Genomic DNA, 19,943 nt, shown 5'->3' with positions numbered 1-19,943 from the left:
ATCAACTTCACATAAATTTACCGCCTAATTACAGAGTCCCAGAAAATAAATAAGTTCATTTCCTGCCGATCGCCCGGAAATTATTTCGTCGATATTGTTCCATCGCCGGCGGTTAATTTCAGCGTTTATTCGCTTCTTCCCGGAATAGCGCCCCGGCTATTTTTTAGCAAAAAAACACCCGACAAAAGTGGGTGATTGCGCTATAATCATAGCCACTTTCGGCTCTCAGCCGCTGTTTAAAGGACCAACGTCCTGTTTTTCGACGACATCACGAGGAACGTCATGCAACTGCCACACTGCCCAAAATGCGATTCGACTTACACTTATGAAGACAACGGCATGTACATCTGCCCGGAATGCGCCCATGAGTGGAACCCTGCCGAAGCCACGGAAGAAAACGACGTTCTGATCGTTAAAGATGCCAATGGCAATTTACTGGCCGATGGCGACAGCGTCACGGTAGTGAAAGATCTGAAGGTTAAAGGCAGCTCATCGATGCTGAAAATCGGCACCAAAGTGAAGAATATCCGCCTGGTCGAAGGCGATCACAATATTGACTGCAAAATTGACGGTTTTGGCCCGATGAAGCTGAAATCTGAATTCGTCAAAAAGAACTGATTTATTTCCGGGCAGGCGACGCGATTATTTTCCCCTATCGCCGTCGCCGCTCCCGATATCCTCACTGCCCTTCGCCTCCCTGCGCATCCAGTTATTTATCCCGCCAGCCGCCGCTATTTACGCTGCCGCCTGCAGCACTATTCCCGCCCCATTTTCGCGCTGCCGTCTGGCTCAATCCCGCTGTGGGCGACTACGCTTTACGGGTTACGGTCACTGAGGTATTCACCATGTCCTTAAGTCCCTACCTTGCCTTTGCGGGCAACTGCGCCGAGGCGATCGCCTTCTATCAGCAGACGCTGGGCGCCGAGCTGATGTTTAAAATGACCTTTGGCGAAATGCCGCCTTCGGCGCAGGAAGCCTCTGACGGCTGCCCGTCTGGCCAGAAGATGGCGGATGACGCCATCGCCCACGCCAGCCTGCGCATCGGCAACGGCGAGCTGATGCTAAGCGACAGCGCCTTCGGGCCCGATGTGCATTACGCCGGCTTCACCCTCGTCCTCGATCCCAACGATGTCGCTGAAGGCCAGCGCTGGTTCGACGCGCTGGCGGTCGGCGGGCGCATTGAGATGGCCTGGCAGGAAACCTTCTGGGCCCACGGCTTCGGCAAAGTCGTCGATCGCTTTGGCGTCCCATGGATGATCAACGTAGTCAAACAAGGCTGACCCCGCCAGGGCGGCCTGGCCGCCCTGTCATCCGTCTGGCATTAACTCTTCATCCTTTAGTCATCATCACTTAACCGAACTGCAACATAAACCGGTCAGGATCGGCTCACAACGCGAGGAGGCTCCTCGCCTATGCTGTGTGAGGCTTGATGACCATGCACCTGTCCAGACATCCGACCAGTTATCCCACGCGCTATCAGGAAATCGCCGCCCGGCTTGAGCAGGAGCTGCGCCACCACTATCGCTGCGGCGACTATCTGCCCGCCGAGCAGCAGCTGGCGACGCGCTTCGACGTAAACCGCCATACCCTGCGTCGGGCTATCGACCAGTTGGTTGAGCGCGGCTGGGTACAACGCCGTCAGGGCGTCGGCGTGCTGGTGCTGATGCGGCCGATCGATTACCCGCTCAATGCCCAGGCGCGGTTCAGCCAGAACCTGCTGGAACAAAGCAGCGATCCCACCAGCGAAAAACTGCTGTCGGTACTGCGCCCCGCCAGCGCGCACGTTGCCGAGGCCTTTGGCATTAGCGAGGGCGAGAATGTCATCCACCTGCGCACCCTGCGCCGGGTCAATGGCGTCGCCCTGTGCCTGATTGACCACTACTTCGCCGACCTGCGCTTCTGGCCGGTGTTGCAGACCTTCAGCCACGGCTCGCTGCACAACCTGCTCCGCGATCGGCTTGACGTCAAACTGACCCGGGTGCGCACCAAAATCAGCGCCCGTCGCGCGCAGGCGAAAGAGAGCAAGCTACTGGAGATCCCCAATATGGCGCCGCTGCTCTGCGTGCGCACCCTCAACAGCCGCCAGGGCGAGCAGGCCGTCACCGAATACTCCGTCAGCCTGACCCGCGCCGACATGATTGAATTCACCATGGAGCACTGAATGCACTTCGATACCGCCACCCGCCAGCGCTGGATATCCGTGCTGGCCCACAGTGAACCGCAAGATCTTCTGGCACGCATGCACGCCCTGCAGCTGGCGCCGGAGTATGAGCTGATCCGCTCTCCCGAGACAGGCCTGGTGCAGCTTCAGGCCCGGATGGGCGGTATCGGCGACCGTTTCTTCGCCGGCGACGCCACGCTCACCCGGGCGGCGGTACGTCTGGCCGATGGTACGCTCGGCTACAGCTGGATCTTAGGCCGCGACCGCCCGCACGCCGAACGCTGCGCGGCCATCGACGCCCTGCTGCAGTCGCCCCGCCATTTTCACAATTTAATGGAAACCCTGATAACCCCGCTGGAAGCGCTACGCAGCGCGCGCACTGAAGCCCGACGCGCCGAAGTCAACGCCAGCCGGGTCGACTTCTTTACCCTGGTTCGCGGAGATAACGCATGACCTTACAACCCGCTTTTACCCTGGCTGTGCAGGATGCCCAACACAGTTTTCGTCGCCTGCTGAAAGCGATGAGCGAGCCGGGGGTGATTGTCTCCCTGCAGCAGTTGCAGCACGGCTGGCAGCCGCTGAACGTCGCCTCCACCAGCCTGCTGCTGACCCTTGCCGATCATGAAACACCGGTCTGGCTCGCCAGCGCCCTGCATAACGATCTGGTGGGACAGAATCTGCGCTTCCATACCGGCGCGCCGCTGGTGGACCAGCCGCAGCAGGCGGTCTTTGCGGTCGCCAATGACGGCATCATCGCCGAGCAGCTCAACGTCCTCTCCGCGGGCACCGTCACCGCCCCGGAGACCGGCGTCACGCTGATCGTCCAGCTCGCCAGCCTGAGCGGCGGGCGCATGCTGCGCCTGACCGGGGCAGGCATTGCCGAAGAGCGAATGATCGCCCCTCAGCTGCCGGACTGCATCATTGACGAACTGACGGAGCGCCCGCACCCGTTCCCGCTGGGCATTGACCTGATCCTCACCTGCGGCGAGCGCTTGCTGGCGATCCCGCGCACCACCCACGTGGAGGTTTGCTAAATGTACGTTGCCGTCAAGGGCGGCGAGAAGGCGATCCGCGCCGCTCACGCCTTACAGGAACAGAAACGACGGGGCGATGGACGGCTTCCCGAACTGAGCGTTGACCAGATAAGCGACCAGCTCAATCTGGCGGTGGACCGGGTGATGACCGAGGGCGGCATCGCCGATCGCGAACTGGCGGCGCTGGCGCTCAAGCAGGCCAGCGGCGATAACGTCGAAGCGATCTTCCTGCTGCGCGCCTACCGCACCACCCTGCCGCGGCTGGCGGTTAGCGAACCGATCGACACCGCCGGAATGCGTCTCGAACGCCGCATCTCGGCAGTGTACAAAGATATCCCCGGCGGTCAGCTGCTGGGCCCTACCTACGACTACACCCACCGCCTGCTCGATTTTACCCTGCTGGCGAACGGCGACGCGCCGTCTGTGCCGAAAGCCGATAGCGAAGCGCCGACCTCGCCGCATGTTTTCCGCCTGCTCACGCAGCAGGGGCTGGCGAAGGCCGAGGAAGATCGCGGCACACCGCCCGACGATATCACCCGCACCCCGCCGGTCTACCCCTGCTCGCGTTCTTCACGCCTGCAGCAGCTGATGCGCGGCGATGAAGGCTACCTGCTGGCGCTGGCCTATTCGACTCAGCGCGGCTATGGCCGCAACCATCCGTTTGCCGGCGAGATCCGCAGCGGCTACGTGCAGGTGGAGATTGTCCCGGAAGAGCTGGGCTTTAGCGTCAATATTGGCGAGCTGCTGCTGACCGAATGCGAAATGGTCAACGGCTTCGTCGCCCCGCAGGATGAACCGCCGCACTTCACCCGCGGCTACGGTCTGACCTTCGGCATGAGCGAGCGCAAAGCGATGGCCATGGCCCTCGTCGACCGCGCCCTGCAGGCGGCGGACTATGACGAAGAGATTGCCGGTCCCGCCCAGGATGAAGAGTTTGTGCTGGCCCACGCCGATAACGTTGAAGCCGCCGGCTTCGTCTCGCATCTGAAGCTACCGCACTATGTCGATTTCCAGGCCGAACTGGCGCTGCTGAAACGCCTGCAACGGGAGAACGAACGTGGCTAACCCACTGACTGGCTATAACTTTGCTTATCTCGACGAGCAAACCAAGCGCATGATCCGCCGGGCTATTCTCAAAGCGGTAGCCATTCCCGGCTATCAGGTGCCGTTCGGCGGTCGCGAAATGCCCATGCCCTACGGCTGGGGCACTGGCGGCATCCAGCTGACCGCCAGCGTCATCGGCGAGAACGACGTGCTGAAGGTGATTGACCAGGGCGCCGATGACACCACCAACGCGGTGTCGATCCGCCAGTTCTTTAAGCGCGTGACCGGCGTCGCCACCACTGAGCGCACTGAAGACGCCACCCTGATCCAGACCCGCCACCGCATCCCGGAGACGCCGCTGGTGGAGGATCAGATCCTGATCTATCAGGTGCCGATCCCGGAGCCGCTGCGCTTTATCGAGCCGCGCGAAACCGAAACCCGCACTATGCACGCCCTGGAAGAGTACGGCGTGATGCAGGTGAAACTGTATGAAGATATCGCCCGCTTCGGCCATATCGCCACCACCTACGCCTACCCGGTGAAGGTCAATGGCCGCTACGTGATGGACCCCTCGCCGATCCCGAAATTCGATAACCCGAAAATGCACATGATGCCGGCGCTGCAGCTGTTCGGCGCCGGGCGTGAAAAGCGGATCTACGCCGTGCCGCCCTATACCCCGGTGGAAAGTCTCGATTTCGACGACCATCCGTTTACCGTCCAGGAGTGGGATGAGCCCTGCGCCATCTGCGGCTCGCGCCACAGCTACCTCGACGAAGTGGTGCTGGATGACAGCGGCCAGCGGATGTTTGTCTGCTCCGATACCGACTATTGCCGCCAGCAGAGCGAGGAGCAGAAAAAATGAGCCAGCCGTTACTTGCCGTCAATCACCTGACCCATCTCTATGCCCCGGATAAAGGCTTCCGCGACGTCTCCTTCGAACTGTGGCCGGGGGAAGTGCTCGGCATCGTTGGGGAATCCGGATCCGGTAAAACCACCCTGCTGAAGGCGATTTCCGCCCGCCTGACGCCGCAGCGGGGCGAGGTGCTGTACCAACAGCGCTCGCTGTACGCCATGAGCGAAGCCGAACGCCGCCGCCTGCTGCGCACCGAATGGGGGGTGGTGCATCAGCACCCGATGGACGGCCTGCGTCGCCAGGTCTCCGCCGGGGGCAACATCGGCGAACGGCTGATGGCCACCGGCGCCCGCCACTACGGCAACATTCGCGCCACCGCCGAAAAGTGGCTGCAGGAGGTGGAGATCCCGCCCTCACGCATCGACGACCTGCCCACCACCTTTTCCGGCGGCATGCAGCAGCGTTTGCAGATCGCCCGCAATCTCGTCACCCAGCCGAAGCTGGTGTTTATGGATGAACCTACCGGCGGGCTGGATGTGTCCGTGCAGGCACGGTTGCTTGATCTGCTGCGCGGTCTGGCGGTGGAGCTGAATCTGGCGGTGGTGATTGTCACCCACGATCTCGGCGTCGCCCGCCTGCTGGCGAACCGACTGCTGGTGATGAAGCAGGGCCAGGTGGTGGAGAGTGGCTTAACCGACCGGGTGCTCGACGATCCGCATCACCCTTACACCCAGCTGTTGGTGTCGTCGGTATTGCAGAACTGACGCTGTTTTGCCGGGCGGCGGCTGCGCCTTACCCGGCCTGCAGATGCGTTATTCGTAGGCCGGGTCAGTGAAGCGCCACCCGGCAACTCAACCCCGTGAGGGCTAACATGATCCGCGTTGAAAACATTCATAAAACCTTTGTTCTGCACCAGCAGCACGGCGTGCGTCTGCCGGTGCTGGCCGACGCCTCGCTGACCGTTAACGCCGGGGAGTGCGTGGTGCTCCACGGCCACTCCGGCAGCGGCAAATCGACCCTGCTGCGCTCGCTGTACGCCAACTATCTGCCGGACAGCGGCCATATTCATATCCGCCACGGCGACGAATGGGTCGATCTGGTCACCGCCACGCCGCGCAAGGTGCTGGAAGTGCGTCAAACCACCATCGGCTGGGTCAGCCAGTTTCTGCGGGTGATCCCGCGCATTTCGGCGCTGGAGGTGGTGATGCAGCCGCTGCTCGACCTCGGGACGCCGCGTGAAGCGAGCGCCGCCAAAGCCGCCCAGCTGCTGACCCGCCTCAACGTTCCTGAACGTCTGTGGCATCTTGCGCCGTCGACCTTTTCCGGCGGCGAACAGCAGCGGGTCAATATCGCCCGCGGTTTTGCGGTCGACTATCCGATCCTGCTCCTCGATGAACCCACCGCCTCACTGGATGCCAAAAACAGTGCTGCCGTGGTCGACCTGATCCACGATGCCAAAGCGCGCGGCGCGGCCATCGTCGGGATTTTCCATGACGAAGGGGTACGCCGCCAGGTCGCCGACCGGCTGCACCCCATGGGAATGACAGCATGATTATCAATAACGTAAATCTGGTTCTCGACGACGACGTGGTACACGGTTCGCTGGAAGTCCAGGGCGGTCGCATTCTCGCCTTCGCGGAAAGCCAGAGCCGGCTGCCGCAGGCGCTGGATGGCGAAGGCGGCTGGCTGCTGCCGGGCCTTATCGAACTGCATACCGATAACCTCGACAAATTCTTTACCCCGCGACCGAAGGTGGACTGGCCGGCCCACTCGGCGATGAGCAGCCACGATGCAATGATGGTCGCCAGCGGCATCACCACCGTGCTCGACGCCGTGGCGATTGGCGACGTGCGCGATGGCGGCGATCGTCTTGAGAATCTGGAGAAGATGGTCAATGCGGTGGAAGAGACGCAAAAGCGTGGTCTTAACCGCGCCGAGCACCGTCTGCACCTGCGCTGCGAGCTGCCGCATCACACCACGCTGCCGCTGTTTGAAAAGCTGATCGAGCGCGAATCGGTGAGCATGGTCTCGCTGATGGATCACTCCCCGGGCCAGCGCCAGTATGCCGATCGCAGCAAGTACCGCGATTACTATCAGGGAAAGTACCATCTGACGCATGACGAGATGGATCGTTTTGAAGACGAGCAGATGGCCCTGGCCGCCACCTGGTCGCAGCCCAATCGCCAGACCATTGCCGCCATGTGCCGCGCCCGCCGTATCGCCCTCGCCAGCCACGACGACGCTACCGAGGCGCATGTGGCTGAATCCCACCAGTTGGGTAGCGTGATCGCCGAGTTTCCTACCACCCTGGCCGCGGCGCAGGCTTCACGTCAGCGCGGGATGCACGTCCTGATGGGGGCGCCGAATATCGTGCGCGGCGGTTCCCACTCCGGCAACGTCGCCGCCCACCAGCTGGCGAACCACGGTTTGCTCGACATTCTCTCGTCTGACTACTACCCCGCCAGCCTGCTGGATGCCGCATTCCGCATCGCCGACGCCGAGGATAACGCCTTCACCCTGGCGCAGGCGATCCGTCTGGTCAGCAAACATCCGGCGCAGGCGCTGGGCCTTGACGATCGCGGCGTCATCGCCGAGGGGAAACGCGCCGACCTGGTGCTGGCGCACCGTCGCGGCGAGCATGTCCACATCGACCATGTCTGGCGCCAGGGAAGGAGGGTCTTTTAATGCCGGGGAAACTGATTTGGCTGGTGGGGCCCTCCGGCTCCGGTAAAGACAGCCTGCTGGCGGCGCTGCGCCAGCGCGAGCACCCGCAGTTGCTGGTGGCGCATCGTTACATTACCCGGCCCTTTAACGCCGGTAACGAAAACCATATCGCCCTCAGCGAACATGAATTTTTTACCCGCGCCGAGCAGCATCTCTTTGCCCTCAGCTGGCACGCCAACCATACTTACTATGGCATTGGCGTGGAGATCGACCTCTGGCTGCACGCCGGCTTCGACGTGGTGGCCAATGGCTCCCGCGCCCATCTGGCGCTGGCGCGGGAACGCTACGGCGAGGTGCTGGTGCCGATCTGTCTCGCCGTCTCGCCGCCGGTGCTGCGCCAGCGGCTGGAGCAGCGCGGCCGGGAAAATGCGGTGGACATCGCCCAGCGTCTGGACCGCGCCGCGCGCTATAAGCCGGACGATTGCCTGACGCTGAATAACGACGGCAGTCTCCGCCAATCGGTCGATGAGTTTTTCCGCCTGCTGCGCAGCCACGCGGTGCGCGAAGCGGATCCGCTGGTATAAACACAAGGTGACACGATGAGCCTGACCCTCCGCTTAACCGGCACCGGCGGCGCTCAGCTGGTGCCGGTCTTCGGCTGCGATTGCGCGGCCTGCCGCCGCGCCCGCCGTGAGGAAAGCCATCGCCGCCGCCCCTGTAGCGGGGTGGTGACGTTCAACAGCGCAGTGACGCTGCTGGACGCCGGCAGGCCGGATCTGATGGAACATCATCCCGCCGGCAGCTTTCAGCAAGTGCTGCTAACCCACTATCACCTGGATCATGTGCAGGGGCTGTTTCCGCTGCGCTGGGGCGTGGGCGGGCCGATCCCGGTCTATGGCCCGCCGGACGACGCCGGCTGCGACGATCTGCTCAAGCACCCCGGCCTGCTCGACTTCAGCCATACCGTCACGCCGTTTGTGGTGTTTGAGCTGCAGGGCCTGCGGGTGACGCCCCTGCCGCTCAACCATTCGAAGCTCACCTTCGGTTATCTGCTGGAGTCGGCCCACAGTCGGGTGGCCTGGCTCTCGGATACCGCCGGGCTGCCGGACAAGACGCTGAAGTTTTTACTCAACAATCGCCCGCAGGCGATGATCATCGACTGCAGTCATGAGCCGCGCGCGCAGACCCCGCGTAACCACAACGATTTCACTACCGTTCGCGCCCTTAACCAGGCGATAGGCTGTCCGCGAGTGATCCTCACCCATATCAGCCATCAGTTTGACGTCTGGATGATGGATAACCCGCTACCGGAAGGTTTCGAAGCGGGCTATGACGGGATGGAAATAGTACTGGATTAAGCGTCGGTCTGCAGCGGGGCGATCAATAGTCATCGTCCAGACGACGCTGATCGCTTTCTAACTGGCGGCGATCGCGATCGAGCTGGCGCTGGCGTTCATCCAGCTGACGGCGGCGATCGTCCAGCTGGCGTTGCCGATCGTCATACTGGCGCTGGCTGTCACGACTCTGCTGGCGGCTCCCTTGATAGCGCCCGTCATCATAACGGCCATCGTCATTGTCTCTGTCGTCGTCGTCACTGGAACGGCTACTGCCCGGGTTATAGGCGTCGTTAATGGCTTGCTGAATATTGCCGATCGCGTCATCGATAATATCGGCGCGAGCGGCCAGGCTGGTCAGCGACAGAGTGCAAAAGAGCAGTGCGGTTGCGTAACGTTTCATCGGGGCCAATCTCATCAGAGTCCTGCCGCTACCTTAATCAACGGCATGCCGCCCGGGTAGCGGAGGAATCTCAAATCCTCGCGTACGCCGCGCTTAGCGCCTGCGCCAGCTGGGCGCGGGTAAAGGGCTTACGCAGCCACTCCACCTCCGGCAGGGCCGGGTTCTGCGCCGGGCGCAAATCCTGACCGCTGATCAGCAGCACCGGCAACGCCGGAAAGCGGCGTCGGGCGGTATGGATCACATCGGCGCCGCTCAGCGCGCCGGGCAGCATCAAATCGCTGATCAACAGGGCGATAGCCGGCGAGGCCTCCAGCAGCTGCAGCGCCGCTTCCCCGCTGGCGGTTTCCAGCGTCAACCAGCCCAGCTGATGCAGCTGCTCGCACAGCGTCTGGCGAACATCCTCTTCATCCTCCAGCACCAGCGCCAGCCGCTCTCCCGCCGGGATGGGTTCGTCTTCCACCGGCGCCACCGCCTTCACGACCTCGGTCATCGCCCGGGGCAGCTGCAGCCGCACCGTCGTCCCCTGCCCCGGCGCGCTCTCCAGCGCCACCCGGCCGCCCGACTGGCGCACAAAGCCATACACCATCGACAACCCCAGGCCGCTGCCGCTGCCGGTGGCTTTGGTGGTGAAGAAGGGTTCAAACACCCGGGCTTTCACCGCCTGCGACATGCCGCTGCCGTGATCGATCACCTCCAGGGCCACCATATCCTGCCGCTGGCCGCTGCTGCGAGTGACCCGCTGATTCCAGGTGCGAATTTTAATGACGCCCGCGCGCCCGGCCATGGCGTCGCGGGCGTTCATCACCAGGTTGATCAGGGCGTTTTCCAGCTGGCCGACGTCTATCCATGCCGGCCATGCCGGCGACTGCGCCTCAATCTCCAGGCTCAAGGTCGCCGGCAGGGAGTGGCGCATCAGCTCGCTGAGGTTCTCCAGCAGCGGCGCCATTGCCACCGCCTGGGGATGCAGCGCCTGCTTGCGCGAAAAGGCCAGCAGCCGCTGGGTCAGAAGCGCCCCGCGTTCCGCCGCCTTCAGCGCCCTGGTGAGGCGCGGCGCATCCTGCGCATTCGGCTCCACCAGCTCAAGGCTGCCGATGATCACCGCCAGCAGGTTGTTAAAATCATGCGCCAGGCCTCCGGTCAGCTGGCCGACGGCCTTCATCTTCTGGCTGTGCAGCAGCGCCTCCTCCAGCTCCTGGCGCTTAATCCGATCGATCTCCATCTGGGTGGTCTTCTCTTTCAGCAGCCGGGTGGTGTGCTCCAGCGACGCCGTATTGCGGGCGAAAACGTTAAAGGCGCGCGCCAGTTCGCCCAGCTCGTCGCGCCGCTGCAGGGCCGGCACCGAGACGTTCGGCTCTCCCTGAGCCAGCCGCGACATCGCCCGCGAGATAGCGGTCAGGTTAGAGCCCAGGTTACGGTAGATGTACCACCCGGCGCAGCCGGTGATCGCCAGCGCCAGCAGCGCGGAAAGCAGAATAAACATGCTGATGGAGCGCAGCTCCCGATGGCTCTGCGCCGCCCGCTGTTCGGAGGCTTCCGCCACCCGGGTCACGTACTGATTGATGTCGTCGTTAAGCAGCGCGACCAGCGCTTTGATGTGGTACATGTACCAGCTGATCGTCAGGTCGCTCTCCTCCAGCTGGGCCGACAGCGGGGCCAGCTTCGCCAGCTCCCGGGTGACGTCGGGAAGAACAAACGCCAGCGCGGGATCGGCGCTATGGGCCGGCAGGTCGCCGCGCAGCTGGTCGAGCTGCAGGACGATCGACCGCGGCGTGACGGTATGGATCGCGGCGACGATCAGCCGGTCCATCTCGGCCAGCCGGCGAGGATCGATCGCCCGCTCCCCGCCGCGATCGTTAAGATCGGCGAGATGGCGCAGGTTGCTCTGATTCTGGTAAAGCGAACTCAGCAGCGCATTGCGCTGCAGATGGCGGCGCTGGCCGCGCTCCAGCATCTCCGCCACGCTCTGCTGCAGCGCGTTGCTGCGGCGAATAATACTGGCCACCAGCGCCTGCTCCTGCTGCGCCAGCGGGGCCGCCGCCAGCTGGGCCAGCGAGTGCTTCAGCGCCTGCTGCGTCGCCAGCAGCCGTTCCGCTTCGCTTTTGTACTCCAGCGCGCCCACCACCTGCGACAGGCGCACCGCCGCCGTGGCGACATTCGCCGTGTCCCGCGCCAGATCCATACTGCCGCGCATATCGTTGAGGGTCTGGCGCTGCACCTGCTCCTGCAGCTGGCTGGCGTGGTGAAAGCCGAACACCGCCACGCCGCTCACCAGCAGGGTGACGACTACCATCAGCAGATTAAAGGAGAGCAGGCGGCCACGGGCGCTGGTGAAAAACGGGTGTCGGCGAGCGGTCATAGCAACTCCGGTGAAGGAACGGTCGGCAGATAAGCGTGACGGTGCAGAAAATGACGCCGCGTAACTGTGATCGCGGTTAACTATTTATCACTATGACAAATATGAATGGATTCTGACATCCTGCATTTATTTTCCGGTGGTGGACTGCAGCTATTGTTCTCGCAGACAGGAGCGCCGTGATGACCGCCACCCCGGTACTGGAAATGCGCCATATCGCCAAAGCTTTTGGCAAATTCTACGCGCTGAAGGGCGTCGACCTGACGGTCTGGCCCGGCGAGATCCATGCCCTGATGGGGGAAAACGGCGCCGGAAAAAGCACGCTGATGAAGATCCTCGCCGGCGCCTATACCGCCACCAGCGGCGAGATCCTGATCGACGGGAAACCACAAACGATCCGCGGCCCCAAGGACGCGCTGGCCGCCGGGATCACGTTGATCTACCAGGAGATGCAGCTGGCGCCGAACCTGACCGTCGCGGAAAACATCTTCCTCGGCAGCGAGCTGGCGCGCGGTGGCCTGGTGCAGCGCAAAGCGATGCTCAGCCAGGCGCAGGCGGTGATCGACCGTCTCGGCGCCCAGTTCAAGGCCAGCGACCGGGTGATGACCCTGACCATCGCCGAACAGCAGCAGGTGGAGATCGCCCGCGCTCTGCACCGTCAAAGCCGCATTCTGGTGATGGATGAACCCACCGCCGCCCTCTCCTCGCGAGAAACCCAGCGCCTGTTCGACCTCATCCTGCGCCTGCGTGACGAGGGCATGGCGATCATCTATATCAGCCACCGCATGGCGGAAGTGTATGAGCTCTCCGACCGGGTCAGCGTCCTGCGCGATGGGCAGTATGTCGGCAGCCTGGTGCGCGACAAGCTCAATGCGCCGGAGCTGGTGCGCATGATGGTCGGCCGTCCGCTCAGCGATCTGTTCAATAAAGAGCGCGATATTCCCCGCGGCCAGCCGCGCCTGCGGGTCGAGGATCTGACCGATGGCGGCAAGGTTAAGCCCAGCAGCCTGGTGGTGCATGCTGGCGAAATCGTCGGCCTCGCCGGGCTGGTCGGCGCCGGACGCTCCGAGCTGGCGCAGCTGATCTTTGGCGTGCGCAAAGCCACCGGCGGGGTGATCGAGATCGACGGCGAGCCGGTGGTGATCCACTCGCCGCGCGAAGCCATCGACCATGGAATCGGCTTTCTGACCGAAAATCGCAAAGAGCAGGGCCTGTTTCTCGAACTGGCGGCCCAGGAAAACATCACCATGGCGACGCTGGAGCGCGACGCGACCTGGGGGATGCTCAATCGCCGTAAGGCGCAAACTATTTCCGATGACGCCATCCAGTTACTTAACATTCGCGTGCCGCACGCCCAGGTACGCGCCGGCGGACTGTCCGGTGGCAACCAGCAGAAGCTGTTGATTTCGCGCTGGGTGGCGATTGGCCCACGCATTCTGATCCTCGATGAACCCACCCGCGGCGTCGACGTCGGCGCGAAAAGTGAGATTTACCGCATCATGAACGACATGGCGCGCCAGGGCGTCGCTATTCTGATGATCTCCAGCGAACTGCCTGAAGTGGTGGGCATGAGCGACCGGGTCTATGTGATGCGCGAAGGGACTATCGCCGGCGAGCTGCAGTCCGGCGATATCAGCCAGGAACAGATCATGACGCTGGCCACCGGCGTGAACGATTCTCACCTTAAGGCAGGGCAACTATGAGCATACCGAAAGAGACCTCCGCGCCGGTCGCGACATCCGCTTCGGCGAAAAAAATGCTGATGGGCGACCTGATGCAGACCGTCGGCATTCTGCCGATCCTCATCCTGATCGTCGCCGTTTTCGGCTTTATCGCCCCCAACTTCTTCACGGAAAGCAATCTGCTGAATATTACCCGCCAGGCCTCGATCAACATTGTGCTGGCGGCGGGAATGACCTTCATCATCCTCACCGGCGGCATTGACCTCTCCGTCGGCTCCATTCTCGGCACCACCGCGGTGGCGGCAATGGTGGTCTCGCTGATCCCGGAGTTGGCGTTGCTGTCAATTCCGGCGGCGCTGATGCTCGGCCTGCTGCTTGGGCTGTTCAACGGCGCGCTGGTGGCCTTCGCCGGGCTACTGCCGTTTATCGTCACCCTCGGCACTTACACGGCGCTGCGCGGCGCCGCCTATCTGCTGGCCGACGGCACCACGGTAATCAACTCCGATATCAGCTTCGAGTGGATCGGCAATGACTACCTCGGCCCGGTGCCGTGGCTGGTGGTCATCGCCCTGGCGGTTATCGCGGTGTGCTGGTTTATCCTGCGCCGAACCACCCTTGGGGTGCATATCTACGCGGTGGGCGGCAACATGCAGGCGGCGCGGCTGACCGGCATCAAAGTCTGGCTGGTGCTGCTGTTTGTCTATGGCATGAGCGGCCTGCTCTCCGGCCTGGGCGGGGTGATGAGCGCCTCCCGGCTGTACAGCGCCAACGGCAATCTCGGGGTCGGCTACGAGCTGGACGCCATCGCCGCAGTCATTCTCGGCGGCACCAGCTTCGTCGGCGGCATCGGCACCATCACCGGTACGCTGGTGGGGGCGCTGATTATCGCCACCCTCAATAACGGTATGACCCTGATGGGGGTCTCCTACTTCTGGCAACTGGTGATCAAAGGGGCGGTGATCATCATTGCGGTGCTGATCGACAAATACCGTACCCGACACCATCAAAGTGCATAACAACACCATCTTACCTGCGAGGAAAAGCGAATGCGTTTAAAACCGATAGTCACCGCGCTGTGTGCTGGCGCGCTGCTGGCCGCCGCCCCCTTTGCGTCGGCCAAAGAGCTGAAAGCGATAGGCGTGACGGTGGGCGACCTTGCCAACCCGTTTTTTGTGCAGATCACCAAGGGCGCGGAGCTGGAAGCCCGCAAACTGGCGGGGGATAACGTCAAAGTGACGCTGGTCTCCAGCGGCTACGACCTGGGCCAGCAGGTGGCGCAGATCGATAACTTTATCGCCGCTAAAGTCGATATGATTATCCTCAACGCCGCCGATTCGAAAGGCATTGGCCCGGCGGTGAAGCGGGCCAAAGAGGCCGGGATCGTGGTGGTGGCGGTTGACGTTGCCGCCGAAGGGGCCGACGCCACTATCACCTCCGATAACACCCAGGCGGGCGAGCTGGCCTGTAAATACATTAGCGATCGTCTGAACAACAAAGGCAACGTGGTGATCATCAACGGGCCGCCGGTATCCGCCGTACAAAACCGCGTCGAAGGCTGCGAAACGGAGTTCAAAAAACACCCGGATATAAAAATTCTGTCCTCCAACCAGAACGCCAAAGGCAGCCGGGAAGGCGGACTGGAGGTGATGACCTCCCTGCTGGCGGCCAATCCGAAGATTGACGGCGTGTTCGCGATCAACGATCCGACGGCGATTGGCGCCGATCTGGCGGCGAAACAGGCGCAGCGCAGCGAGTTCTTCATCGTCGGCGTCGACGGCAGCCCGGACGGCGAAGAGGCGCTGAAGCGTAAGAACTCGCTGTTCGTCGCGACGCCGGCGCAGGATCCCCAGGTGATGGCGGCGAAGGCGGTGGAAATTGGCTACAACATCCTGCAGGGCAAACCGGCACCGACCGCGCCGGTGCTGATCCCGGTGACCATGATCGACAAAAACAACGTCAGCTCCTACAAAGGCTGGACCGTGAAATAAGCGCAACCGGGCGCACAATCGTTCCGCCGATTGTGCGCTACGCTTAACAGGTATGACGGCGCGGAGTAGCGATCATGGAACGCAAAGGCATTATTGCCGCAGGCAACATGCTGGTCGATCATGTCCACCAGATCAGACAGTGGCCGGAGCGCGGCTGGCTGGTGGAAATTATTCACAGCGAACGCGCCACCGGCGGCGCGCCGCTGAATGTCCTGCTGACCCTGGCCAAAATGCACGCCGGACTGCCGCTGCAGGCGGTCGGCCTGATTGGCGAGGATAACGATGGCGACTACATTACCGCCATGCTCGATCAGTACCATATCAATCGCCAGCTTGTGCAGCGCACCAGCTCCGCCCCCACCTCGATGACTCAGGTGATGACCGACGCCGAAGGCCAGCGCACCTTCTTTCACTCTCCCGGCGCCAACCGCCTGCTTGACCTTCCGGCCTTTGAGCCGCTGGATGCGCCGCTGAAAATTTTCCATCTCGGCTATCTGCTGCTGCTTGAGAGTCTCGATCGCCCCGACGAAGAGTACGGCACCCGCAGCGCGCGGTTGCTGGCGCAGATGCGCGAGCGAGGCTATGAGGTTTCCCTCGATCTGGTGTCGCGCAAGGGGGACCCGCGCTACCGCCCGCTGGTCCTGCCGGCGCTGGCGCATCTTGACTACCTGACCATCAATGAGCTGGAAGCCAGCGAGTTTAGCGGGCTGGAGATTCGTCTACCCAACGGCGAGCCGCACGTCGCCCATATCGCCCGCGCAGCCAGCGCATTGCTTGACGCAGGCGTGCGCCAGCGGGTGGTGATCCACTGTCCGGAGGGGGCATGGGGCGTCTCCCGTACCGAAGCCGGGCGCTGGGTGCCGTCATGGCGGCTGCCGCCGGAGGAGATTGTCGGCAGCGTCGGCGCCGGGGATGCCTTCTGCGCCGGCCTGCTGTACGGCAGCCACGAACGCTGGCCGTTAACCGACAGTCTGCAGCTGGCCCACGCCTGCGCCCGCGCCAGCCTGCAGGCTGCCAATGCGATCGACGGCGCCAAAACGCTCTCTGAGCTGCAGGCGTTTATTCAGTTGCAGAATAGTGAGAGGGGTTAACACCGCCAGCAATGGGCAGGCCGGTTAGACAGCCCCCGCCCTACGCCGCCTTCTCGCTGTGGGTCACGTCGGCGGAAAAGACATAGCCCAGGCCGCGCAGCGTTTTAATCAGCGTCGGCTGATGCGGGTTCAATTCGATTTTGCGCCGCAGGCGCATGATCAGCACATCGATGGTGCGGTCGAACACCTCGGTGCTTTCGGTATGGGTTAGCGCCAGCAACTGTTCGCGGTTCAGCACCCGGCGGGCGTTCTGCGCCAGCGCCAGCAGCAAACCGTATTCTCCCTGGGTCAGCGGGATCGCCTGCTGCTGTGGGTTATACAGCTCACAGCGGGTGGTATCCAGCCGCCAGCCGTTGAACGTCAGGCCGGCGACGCCGCCCGGCGCCTCGCTGGCCAGCGCCCCGCTGCGCCGCAGCACCGCCTTCACCCGGGCGACCACCACCCGCGAACTGAACGGTTTGGCGATGTAATCATCGGCGCCCATCTCCAGGCCCACCACCACATCGGACTCGCTGCCCAGGCCGGAGAGCATCACCACCGGCAGCTCAGGCCGCGTGCGCTGCAGCTGCTGGAGCACCTGCAGACCATGGGTATCCGGCAGGATCATATCCAGCAAAACCAGCGCGATGTCCGCCCGCTGCGCCACCGTCGCCAGCGCGTCGCCGCCGGTCTGGCAGACCAGCACCTCCAACGCGTGCGCGCCGAGCACATCGCTGAGCAGCTCGCCCATCGCTATGTCGTCATCAACCACTAAAATAACCGGTTTCATCTTTGCCTCTGCCCGCGGGGAGTTAGTGTCAGTCTGATCGATTCTGCAAGGCTGCGCCGACAAATTCCTCTCCCGGTGACATTTTTTCAAGCGCCGTCACATCTCTAGGGTATCGACACGTCAAATCTGTCGACAGGCTGTTTTTCGTCAGCATTTCGCCCAAAAAAGCCACGTATCATCAAGGAATACCCACAATGAAAATATGGCATAGAAGATGCATAGTGACGGCGCGATAGCGCAAACGCGCCCATTGAATAACTGGAGCAAGACCGATGAAAAAAGTCGTCACGGTTTGCCCGTATTGCGCATCAGGTTGCAAAATCAACCTGGTGGTCGATAACGGCAAAATCGTTCGGGCTGAAGCGGCGCAGGGGAAAACCAACCAGGGAACCCTGTGCCTGAAGGGCTATTATGGCTGGGACTTTATTAACGATACCCAGATCCTGACGCCGCGCCTGAAAACCCCCATGATCCGTCGTCAACGCGGCGGCAAGCTGGAAGCTGTCTCCTGGGATGAGGCGCTGGATTACGTCGCCACTCGCCTCAGCGCCATTAAAGCCAAATATGGCCCGGATGCGATCCAAACCACCGGCTCCTCCCGCGGTACCGGTAATGAAACCAACTATGTGATGCAAAAATTCGCGCGCGCCGTTATTGGTACCAATAACGTCGACTGCTGCGCTCGCGTCTGACACGGCCCTTCGGTTGCAGGTCTGCACCAGTCGGTCGGTAATGGCGCCATGAGTAATGCCATCACGGAGATTGATAACACCGATCTGGTGTTTATCTTCGGTTACAACCCGGCGGATTCCCACCCTATCGTGGCGAATCACGTCATTAACGCTAAACGCAACGGGGCGAAAATTATCGTCTGCGACCCGCGCAAAATTGAAACCGCGCGCATCGCCGATATGCACATTGCGCTGAAGAACGGCTCGAATATCGCGCTGCTCAACGCCATTGGCCACGTGATTATTGAAGAGGATCTGTACGATAAATCCTTCGTCGCCAGCCGTTCCGAAGGCTTCGAGGAGTATCGCAAAATCGTTGAAGGCTATACGCCGGAGTCGGTGGAGGAGATCACCGGGGTCAGCGCCCAGGAGATCCGCGCCTGCGCCCGGATGTACGCCAGCGCCAAATCCGCCGCCATTCTGTGGGGCATGGGCGTGACCCAGTTCTACCAGGGCGTGGAGACCGTGCGTTCCCTGACCAGCCTGGCGATCCTCACCGGCAACCTCGGCAAACCGAGCGTCGGCGTCAACCCGGTGCGTGGCCAGAACAACGTCCAGGGGGCCTGCGATATGGGCGCGCTGCCGGATACTTATCCGGGCTATCAGTACGTTAAGTTCCCGGAAAACCGCGAGAAGTTCGCCAAAGCCTGGGGCGTCGACAGCCTGCCGGCACATACCGGCTATCGCATCAGCGAGCTGCCGCACCGCGCGGCGCACGGCGAAGTGCGGGCGGCGTACATTATGGGTGAAGATCCGCTGCAGACCGATGCCGAACTCTCGGCGGTGCGCAAAGCGTTCGACGATCTGGAGCTGGTTATCGTCCAGGACATTTTCATGACCAAAACCGCCTCCGCGGCCGACGTCATCCTGCCGTCCACCTCGTGGGGCGAGCACGAAGGCGTGTATACCGCAGCGGACCGCGGCTTCCAGCGCTTCTTTAAAGCGGTAGAGCCGAAGTGGGATCTGAAAACCGACTGGCAGATCATCAGCGAAATCGCCACCCGGATGGGTTATCCGATGCACTACAACAACACCCAGGAGATCTGGGACGAGTTGCGGCATCTGTGCCCGGACTTCTACGGCGCCACCTACGAGAAAATGGGTGAGCTTGGCTACGTCATGTGGCCGTGCCGCGATGAGTCCGACGCCGATCAGGGGACGTCGTATCTGTTTAAAGAGAAGTTCGATACCCCGAACGGGCTGGCGCAGTTCTTTACCTGCGACTGGGTCGCGCCGATCGATAAGCTCACCGACGAGTACCCGATGGTGCTGTCGACGGTGCGCGAAGTCGGCCACTACTCGTGCCGTTCAATGACCGGTAACTGCGCGGCGCTGGCGGCGCTGGCGGATGAGCCTGGCTATGCGCAGATCAACACCGCCGACGCCGAACGGTTAGGCATTGAGGATGAAGCGCTGGTGTGGGTGAATTCGCGCAAGGGTCGGATCATCACCCGCGCGCAGGTCAGCGACCGGCCGAATAAAGGCGCGGTGTATATGACCTACCAGTGGTGGATTGGCGCCTGTAACGAGCTGGTATCGGAGAACCTGAGCCCGATAACCAAAACGCCGGAGTACAAGTACTGCGCGGTCAACGTTGAGCGGATTGCCGATCAGCGCGCGGCGGAACAGTACGTGATCGACGAGTACAACAAGCTGAAATCCCGCCTGCGCGAAAGCGCGATGGGTTAAGGTGCGGCGGCCTGATCCGGCTCGCGCGATGCGTAGGCCGGGTCAGGCGCAGCCGCCACCCGGCATACAAGCGGCGCCGTGCCCGCGTACCTGCGGTAGGTAGAGAGAATCCGCTCTACCTACCGATCCCTGTCATTTTCTTCTTTT

20 protein-coding genes are annotated in these 19,943 nt (G+C 62.3%); 17 read left to right on the top strand and 3 right to left on the bottom strand.

All coding sequences use genetic code 11. The annotated features are described in order from the left end of the window. Positions 1-282 precede the first annotated feature (282 nt). The 12 genes from ABLX76_RS14310 (at position 283) to phnP (ending at position 9,114) form a co-directional block, all read left to right on the top strand. Positions 283-618 (top strand): zinc ribbon domain-containing protein YjdM, encoded by a 336-nt coding sequence (locus ABLX76_RS14310; RefSeq protein WP_023291672.1) that lies wholly within the window; start codon positions 283-285, stop codon positions 616-618. A gap of 227 nt (positions 619-845) precedes the next feature. Beyond that, on the top strand, positions 846-1,280 hold the full coding sequence (yjdN, locus tag ABLX76_RS14305) for a VOC family metalloprotein YjdN (RefSeq protein WP_023291671.1): 435 nt from the start codon (positions 846-848) through the stop codon (positions 1,278-1,280). A 155-nt stretch (positions 1,281-1,435) separates the two neighbouring features. After that, positions 1,436-2,161 (top strand): phosphonate metabolism transcriptional regulator PhnF, encoded by a 726-nt coding sequence (phnF, locus tag ABLX76_RS14300; protein ID WP_348874701.1) that lies wholly within the window; start codon positions 1,436-1,438, stop codon positions 2,159-2,161. After that, complete coding sequence (gene phnG, locus ABLX76_RS14295; RefSeq protein ID WP_348874699.1) at positions 2,162-2,614, top strand: phosphonate C-P lyase system protein PhnG; 453 nt, start codon at positions 2,162-2,164, stop codon at positions 2,612-2,614. It begins immediately after the preceding gene. Next, positions 2,611-3,195, top strand: a complete 585-nt coding sequence (gene phnH, locus ABLX76_RS14290; protein WP_348874698.1) for a phosphonate C-P lyase system protein PhnH — start codon at positions 2,611-2,613, stop codon at positions 3,193-3,195. The genes phnG and phnH overlap by 4 nt, the downstream gene beginning before the upstream one ends. After that, on the top strand, positions 3,196-4,260 hold the full coding sequence (locus ABLX76_RS14285; RefSeq protein ID WP_080901632.1) for a carbon-phosphorus lyase complex subunit PhnI: 1,065 nt from the start codon (positions 3,196-3,198) through the stop codon (positions 4,258-4,260). Then, positions 4,253-5,101: an alpha-D-ribose 1-methylphosphonate 5-phosphate C-P-lyase PhnJ gene (locus ABLX76_RS14280; protein ID WP_080901633.1), complete on the top strand. Its 849-nt coding sequence runs from the start codon at positions 4,253-4,255 to the stop codon at positions 5,099-5,101. The genes ABLX76_RS14285 and ABLX76_RS14280 overlap by 8 nt, the downstream gene beginning before the upstream one ends. Then, positions 5,098-5,856 carry a phosphonate C-P lyase system protein PhnK gene (phnK, locus tag ABLX76_RS14275; protein WP_023291666.1) on the top strand — a complete coding sequence of 253 codons (759 nt, stop codon included), beginning with the start codon at positions 5,098-5,100 and terminating at the stop codon, positions 5,854-5,856. Before ABLX76_RS14280 ends, phnK begins: the two co-directional genes overlap by 4 nt. A gap of 107 nt (positions 5,857-5,963) precedes the next feature. Next, positions 5,964-6,644 (top strand): phosphonate C-P lyase system protein PhnL, encoded by a 681-nt coding sequence (phnL, locus tag ABLX76_RS14270; RefSeq protein WP_023291665.1) that lies wholly within the window; start codon positions 5,964-5,966, stop codon positions 6,642-6,644. Then, positions 6,641-7,777, top strand: a complete 1,137-nt coding sequence (gene phnM, locus ABLX76_RS14265) for an alpha-D-ribose 1-methylphosphonate 5-triphosphate diphosphatase (protein WP_348874697.1) — start codon at positions 6,641-6,643, stop codon at positions 7,775-7,777. The genes phnL and phnM overlap by 4 nt, the downstream gene beginning before the upstream one ends. After that, positions 7,777-8,340 carry a ribose 1,5-bisphosphokinase gene (gene phnN / locus ABLX76_RS14260; RefSeq protein WP_004206368.1) on the top strand — a complete coding sequence of 188 codons (564 nt, stop codon included), beginning with the start codon at positions 7,777-7,779 and terminating at the stop codon, positions 8,338-8,340. Before phnM ends, phnN begins: the two co-directional genes overlap by 1 nt. Before the next feature lie 15 nt (positions 8,341-8,355). Continuing rightward, entirely contained in the window at positions 8,356-9,114 is a 759-nt protein-coding gene (gene phnP / locus ABLX76_RS14255) for a phosphonate metabolism protein PhnP (protein WP_023291662.1), read from the top strand. Between the two features lie 22 nt (positions 9,115-9,136). On the opposite strand, the gene yjdP is transcribed toward phnP, so the two are convergent. Both yjdP and ABLX76_RS14245 read right to left on the bottom strand, forming a co-directional pair. After that, positions 9,137-9,493 (bottom strand): DDRRRQL repeat protein YjdP, encoded by a 357-nt coding sequence (gene yjdP / locus ABLX76_RS14250; RefSeq protein WP_032429059.1) that lies wholly within the window; start codon positions 9,491-9,493, stop codon positions 9,137-9,139. Between the two features lie 70 nt (positions 9,494-9,563). Further along, positions 9,564-11,849 (bottom strand): ATP-binding protein, encoded by a 2,286-nt coding sequence (locus ABLX76_RS14245; protein WP_348874696.1) that lies wholly within the window; start codon positions 11,847-11,849, stop codon positions 9,564-9,566. A 179-nt stretch (positions 11,850-12,028) separates the two neighbouring features. On the opposite strand from ABLX76_RS14245, the gene ABLX76_RS14240 reads away from it, so the two are divergent. From ABLX76_RS14240 to ABLX76_RS14225, 4 genes are all read left to right on the top strand, one after another. Continuing rightward, positions 12,029-13,549 carry a sugar ABC transporter ATP-binding protein gene (locus ABLX76_RS14240; protein WP_048296446.1) on the top strand — a complete coding sequence of 507 codons (1,521 nt, stop codon included), beginning with the start codon at positions 12,029-12,031 and terminating at the stop codon, positions 13,547-13,549. Continuing rightward, a complete protein-coding gene (locus ABLX76_RS14235; protein WP_348874695.1) occupies positions 13,546-14,544 on the top strand; it encodes a ribose ABC transporter permease in 999 nt (332 codons plus the stop codon). The genes ABLX76_RS14240 and ABLX76_RS14235 overlap by 4 nt, the downstream gene beginning before the upstream one ends. A gap of 30 nt (positions 14,545-14,574) precedes the next feature. After that, entirely contained in the window at positions 14,575-15,516 is a 942-nt protein-coding gene (locus ABLX76_RS14230) for an ABC transporter substrate-binding protein (RefSeq protein WP_023319512.1), read from the top strand. 74 nt (positions 15,517-15,590) lie between these two features. Next, positions 15,591-16,607 carry a carbohydrate kinase family protein gene (locus ABLX76_RS14225; RefSeq protein ID WP_032454581.1) on the top strand — a complete coding sequence of 339 codons (1,017 nt, stop codon included), beginning with the start codon at positions 15,591-15,593 and terminating at the stop codon, positions 16,605-16,607. A gap of 40 nt (positions 16,608-16,647) precedes the next feature. On the opposite strand, the gene ABLX76_RS14220 is transcribed toward ABLX76_RS14225, so the two are convergent. After that, entirely contained in the window at positions 16,648-17,376 is a 729-nt protein-coding gene (locus ABLX76_RS14220; protein WP_348874693.1) for a response regulator transcription factor, read from the bottom strand. A gap of 272 nt (positions 17,377-17,648) precedes the next feature. On the opposite strand from ABLX76_RS14220, the gene fdhF reads away from it, so the two are divergent. Continuing rightward, entirely contained in the window at positions 17,649-19,796 is a 2,148-nt protein-coding gene (gene fdhF / locus ABLX76_RS14215; RefSeq protein WP_077598907.1) for a formate dehydrogenase subunit alpha, read from the top strand. The last annotated feature ends 147 nt before the right edge of the window (positions 19,797-19,943 follow it).

The sequence above is a fragment of the Klebsiella sp. JB_Kp004 genome (genome assembly GCF_040065795.1).
GTDB classification, from domain to species: domain Bacteria; phylum Pseudomonadota; class Gammaproteobacteria; order Enterobacterales; family Enterobacteriaceae; genus Klebsiella; species Klebsiella quasipneumoniae.
This window is presented reverse-complemented; position numbering and strand designations above follow the sequence as displayed.

Coding starts and splice junctions, on each gene's coding strand:
- ABLX76_RS14245 (WP_348874696.1), bottom strand. CDS start 11,849: ATGACCGCTCGCCGACACCCGTTTTTCACCAGCGCCCGTGGCCGCCTG.
- ABLX76_RS14285 (WP_080901632.1), top strand. CDS start 3,196: ATGTACGTTGCCGTCAAGGGCGGCGAGAAGGCGATCCGCGCCGCTCAC.
- phnP (WP_023291662.1), top strand. CDS start 8,356: ATGAGCCTGACCCTCCGCTTAACCGGCACCGGCGGCGCTCAGCTGGTG.
- yjdP (WP_032429059.1), bottom strand. CDS start 9,493: ATGAAACGTTACGCAACCGCACTGCTCTTTTGCACTCTGTCGCTGACC.
- ABLX76_RS14235 (WP_348874695.1), top strand. CDS start 13,546: ATGAGCATACCGAAAGAGACCTCCGCGCCGGTCGCGACATCCGCTTCG.
- ABLX76_RS14220 (WP_348874693.1), bottom strand. CDS start 17,376: ATGAAACCGGTTATTTTAGTGGTTGATGACGACATAGCGATGGGCGAG.
- ABLX76_RS14230 (WP_023319512.1), top strand. CDS start 14,575: ATGCGTTTAAAACCGATAGTCACCGCGCTGTGTGCTGGCGCGCTGCTG.
- ABLX76_RS14225 (WP_032454581.1), top strand. CDS start 15,591: ATGGAACGCAAAGGCATTATTGCCGCAGGCAACATGCTGGTCGATCAT.
- yjdN (WP_023291671.1), top strand. CDS start 846: ATGTCCTTAAGTCCCTACCTTGCCTTTGCGGGCAACTGCGCCGAGGCG.
- phnG (WP_348874699.1), top strand. CDS start 2,162: ATGCACTTCGATACCGCCACCCGCCAGCGCTGGATATCCGTGCTGGCC.
- ABLX76_RS14240 (WP_048296446.1), top strand. CDS start 12,029: ATGACCGCCACCCCGGTACTGGAAATGCGCCATATCGCCAAAGCTTTT.
- phnN (WP_004206368.1), top strand. CDS start 7,777: ATGCCGGGGAAACTGATTTGGCTGGTGGGGCCCTCCGGCTCCGGTAAA.
- phnL (WP_023291665.1), top strand. CDS start 5,964: ATGATCCGCGTTGAAAACATTCATAAAACCTTTGTTCTGCACCAGCAG.
- phnH (WP_348874698.1), top strand. CDS start 2,611: ATGACCTTACAACCCGCTTTTACCCTGGCTGTGCAGGATGCCCAACAC.
- phnK (WP_023291666.1), top strand. CDS start 5,098: ATGAGCCAGCCGTTACTTGCCGTCAATCACCTGACCCATCTCTATGCC.
- ABLX76_RS14310 (WP_023291672.1), top strand. CDS start 283: ATGCAACTGCCACACTGCCCAAAATGCGATTCGACTTACACTTATGAA.
- phnM (WP_348874697.1), top strand. CDS start 6,641: ATGATTATCAATAACGTAAATCTGGTTCTCGACGACGACGTGGTACAC.
- phnF (WP_348874701.1), top strand. CDS start 1,436: ATGCACCTGTCCAGACATCCGACCAGTTATCCCACGCGCTATCAGGAA.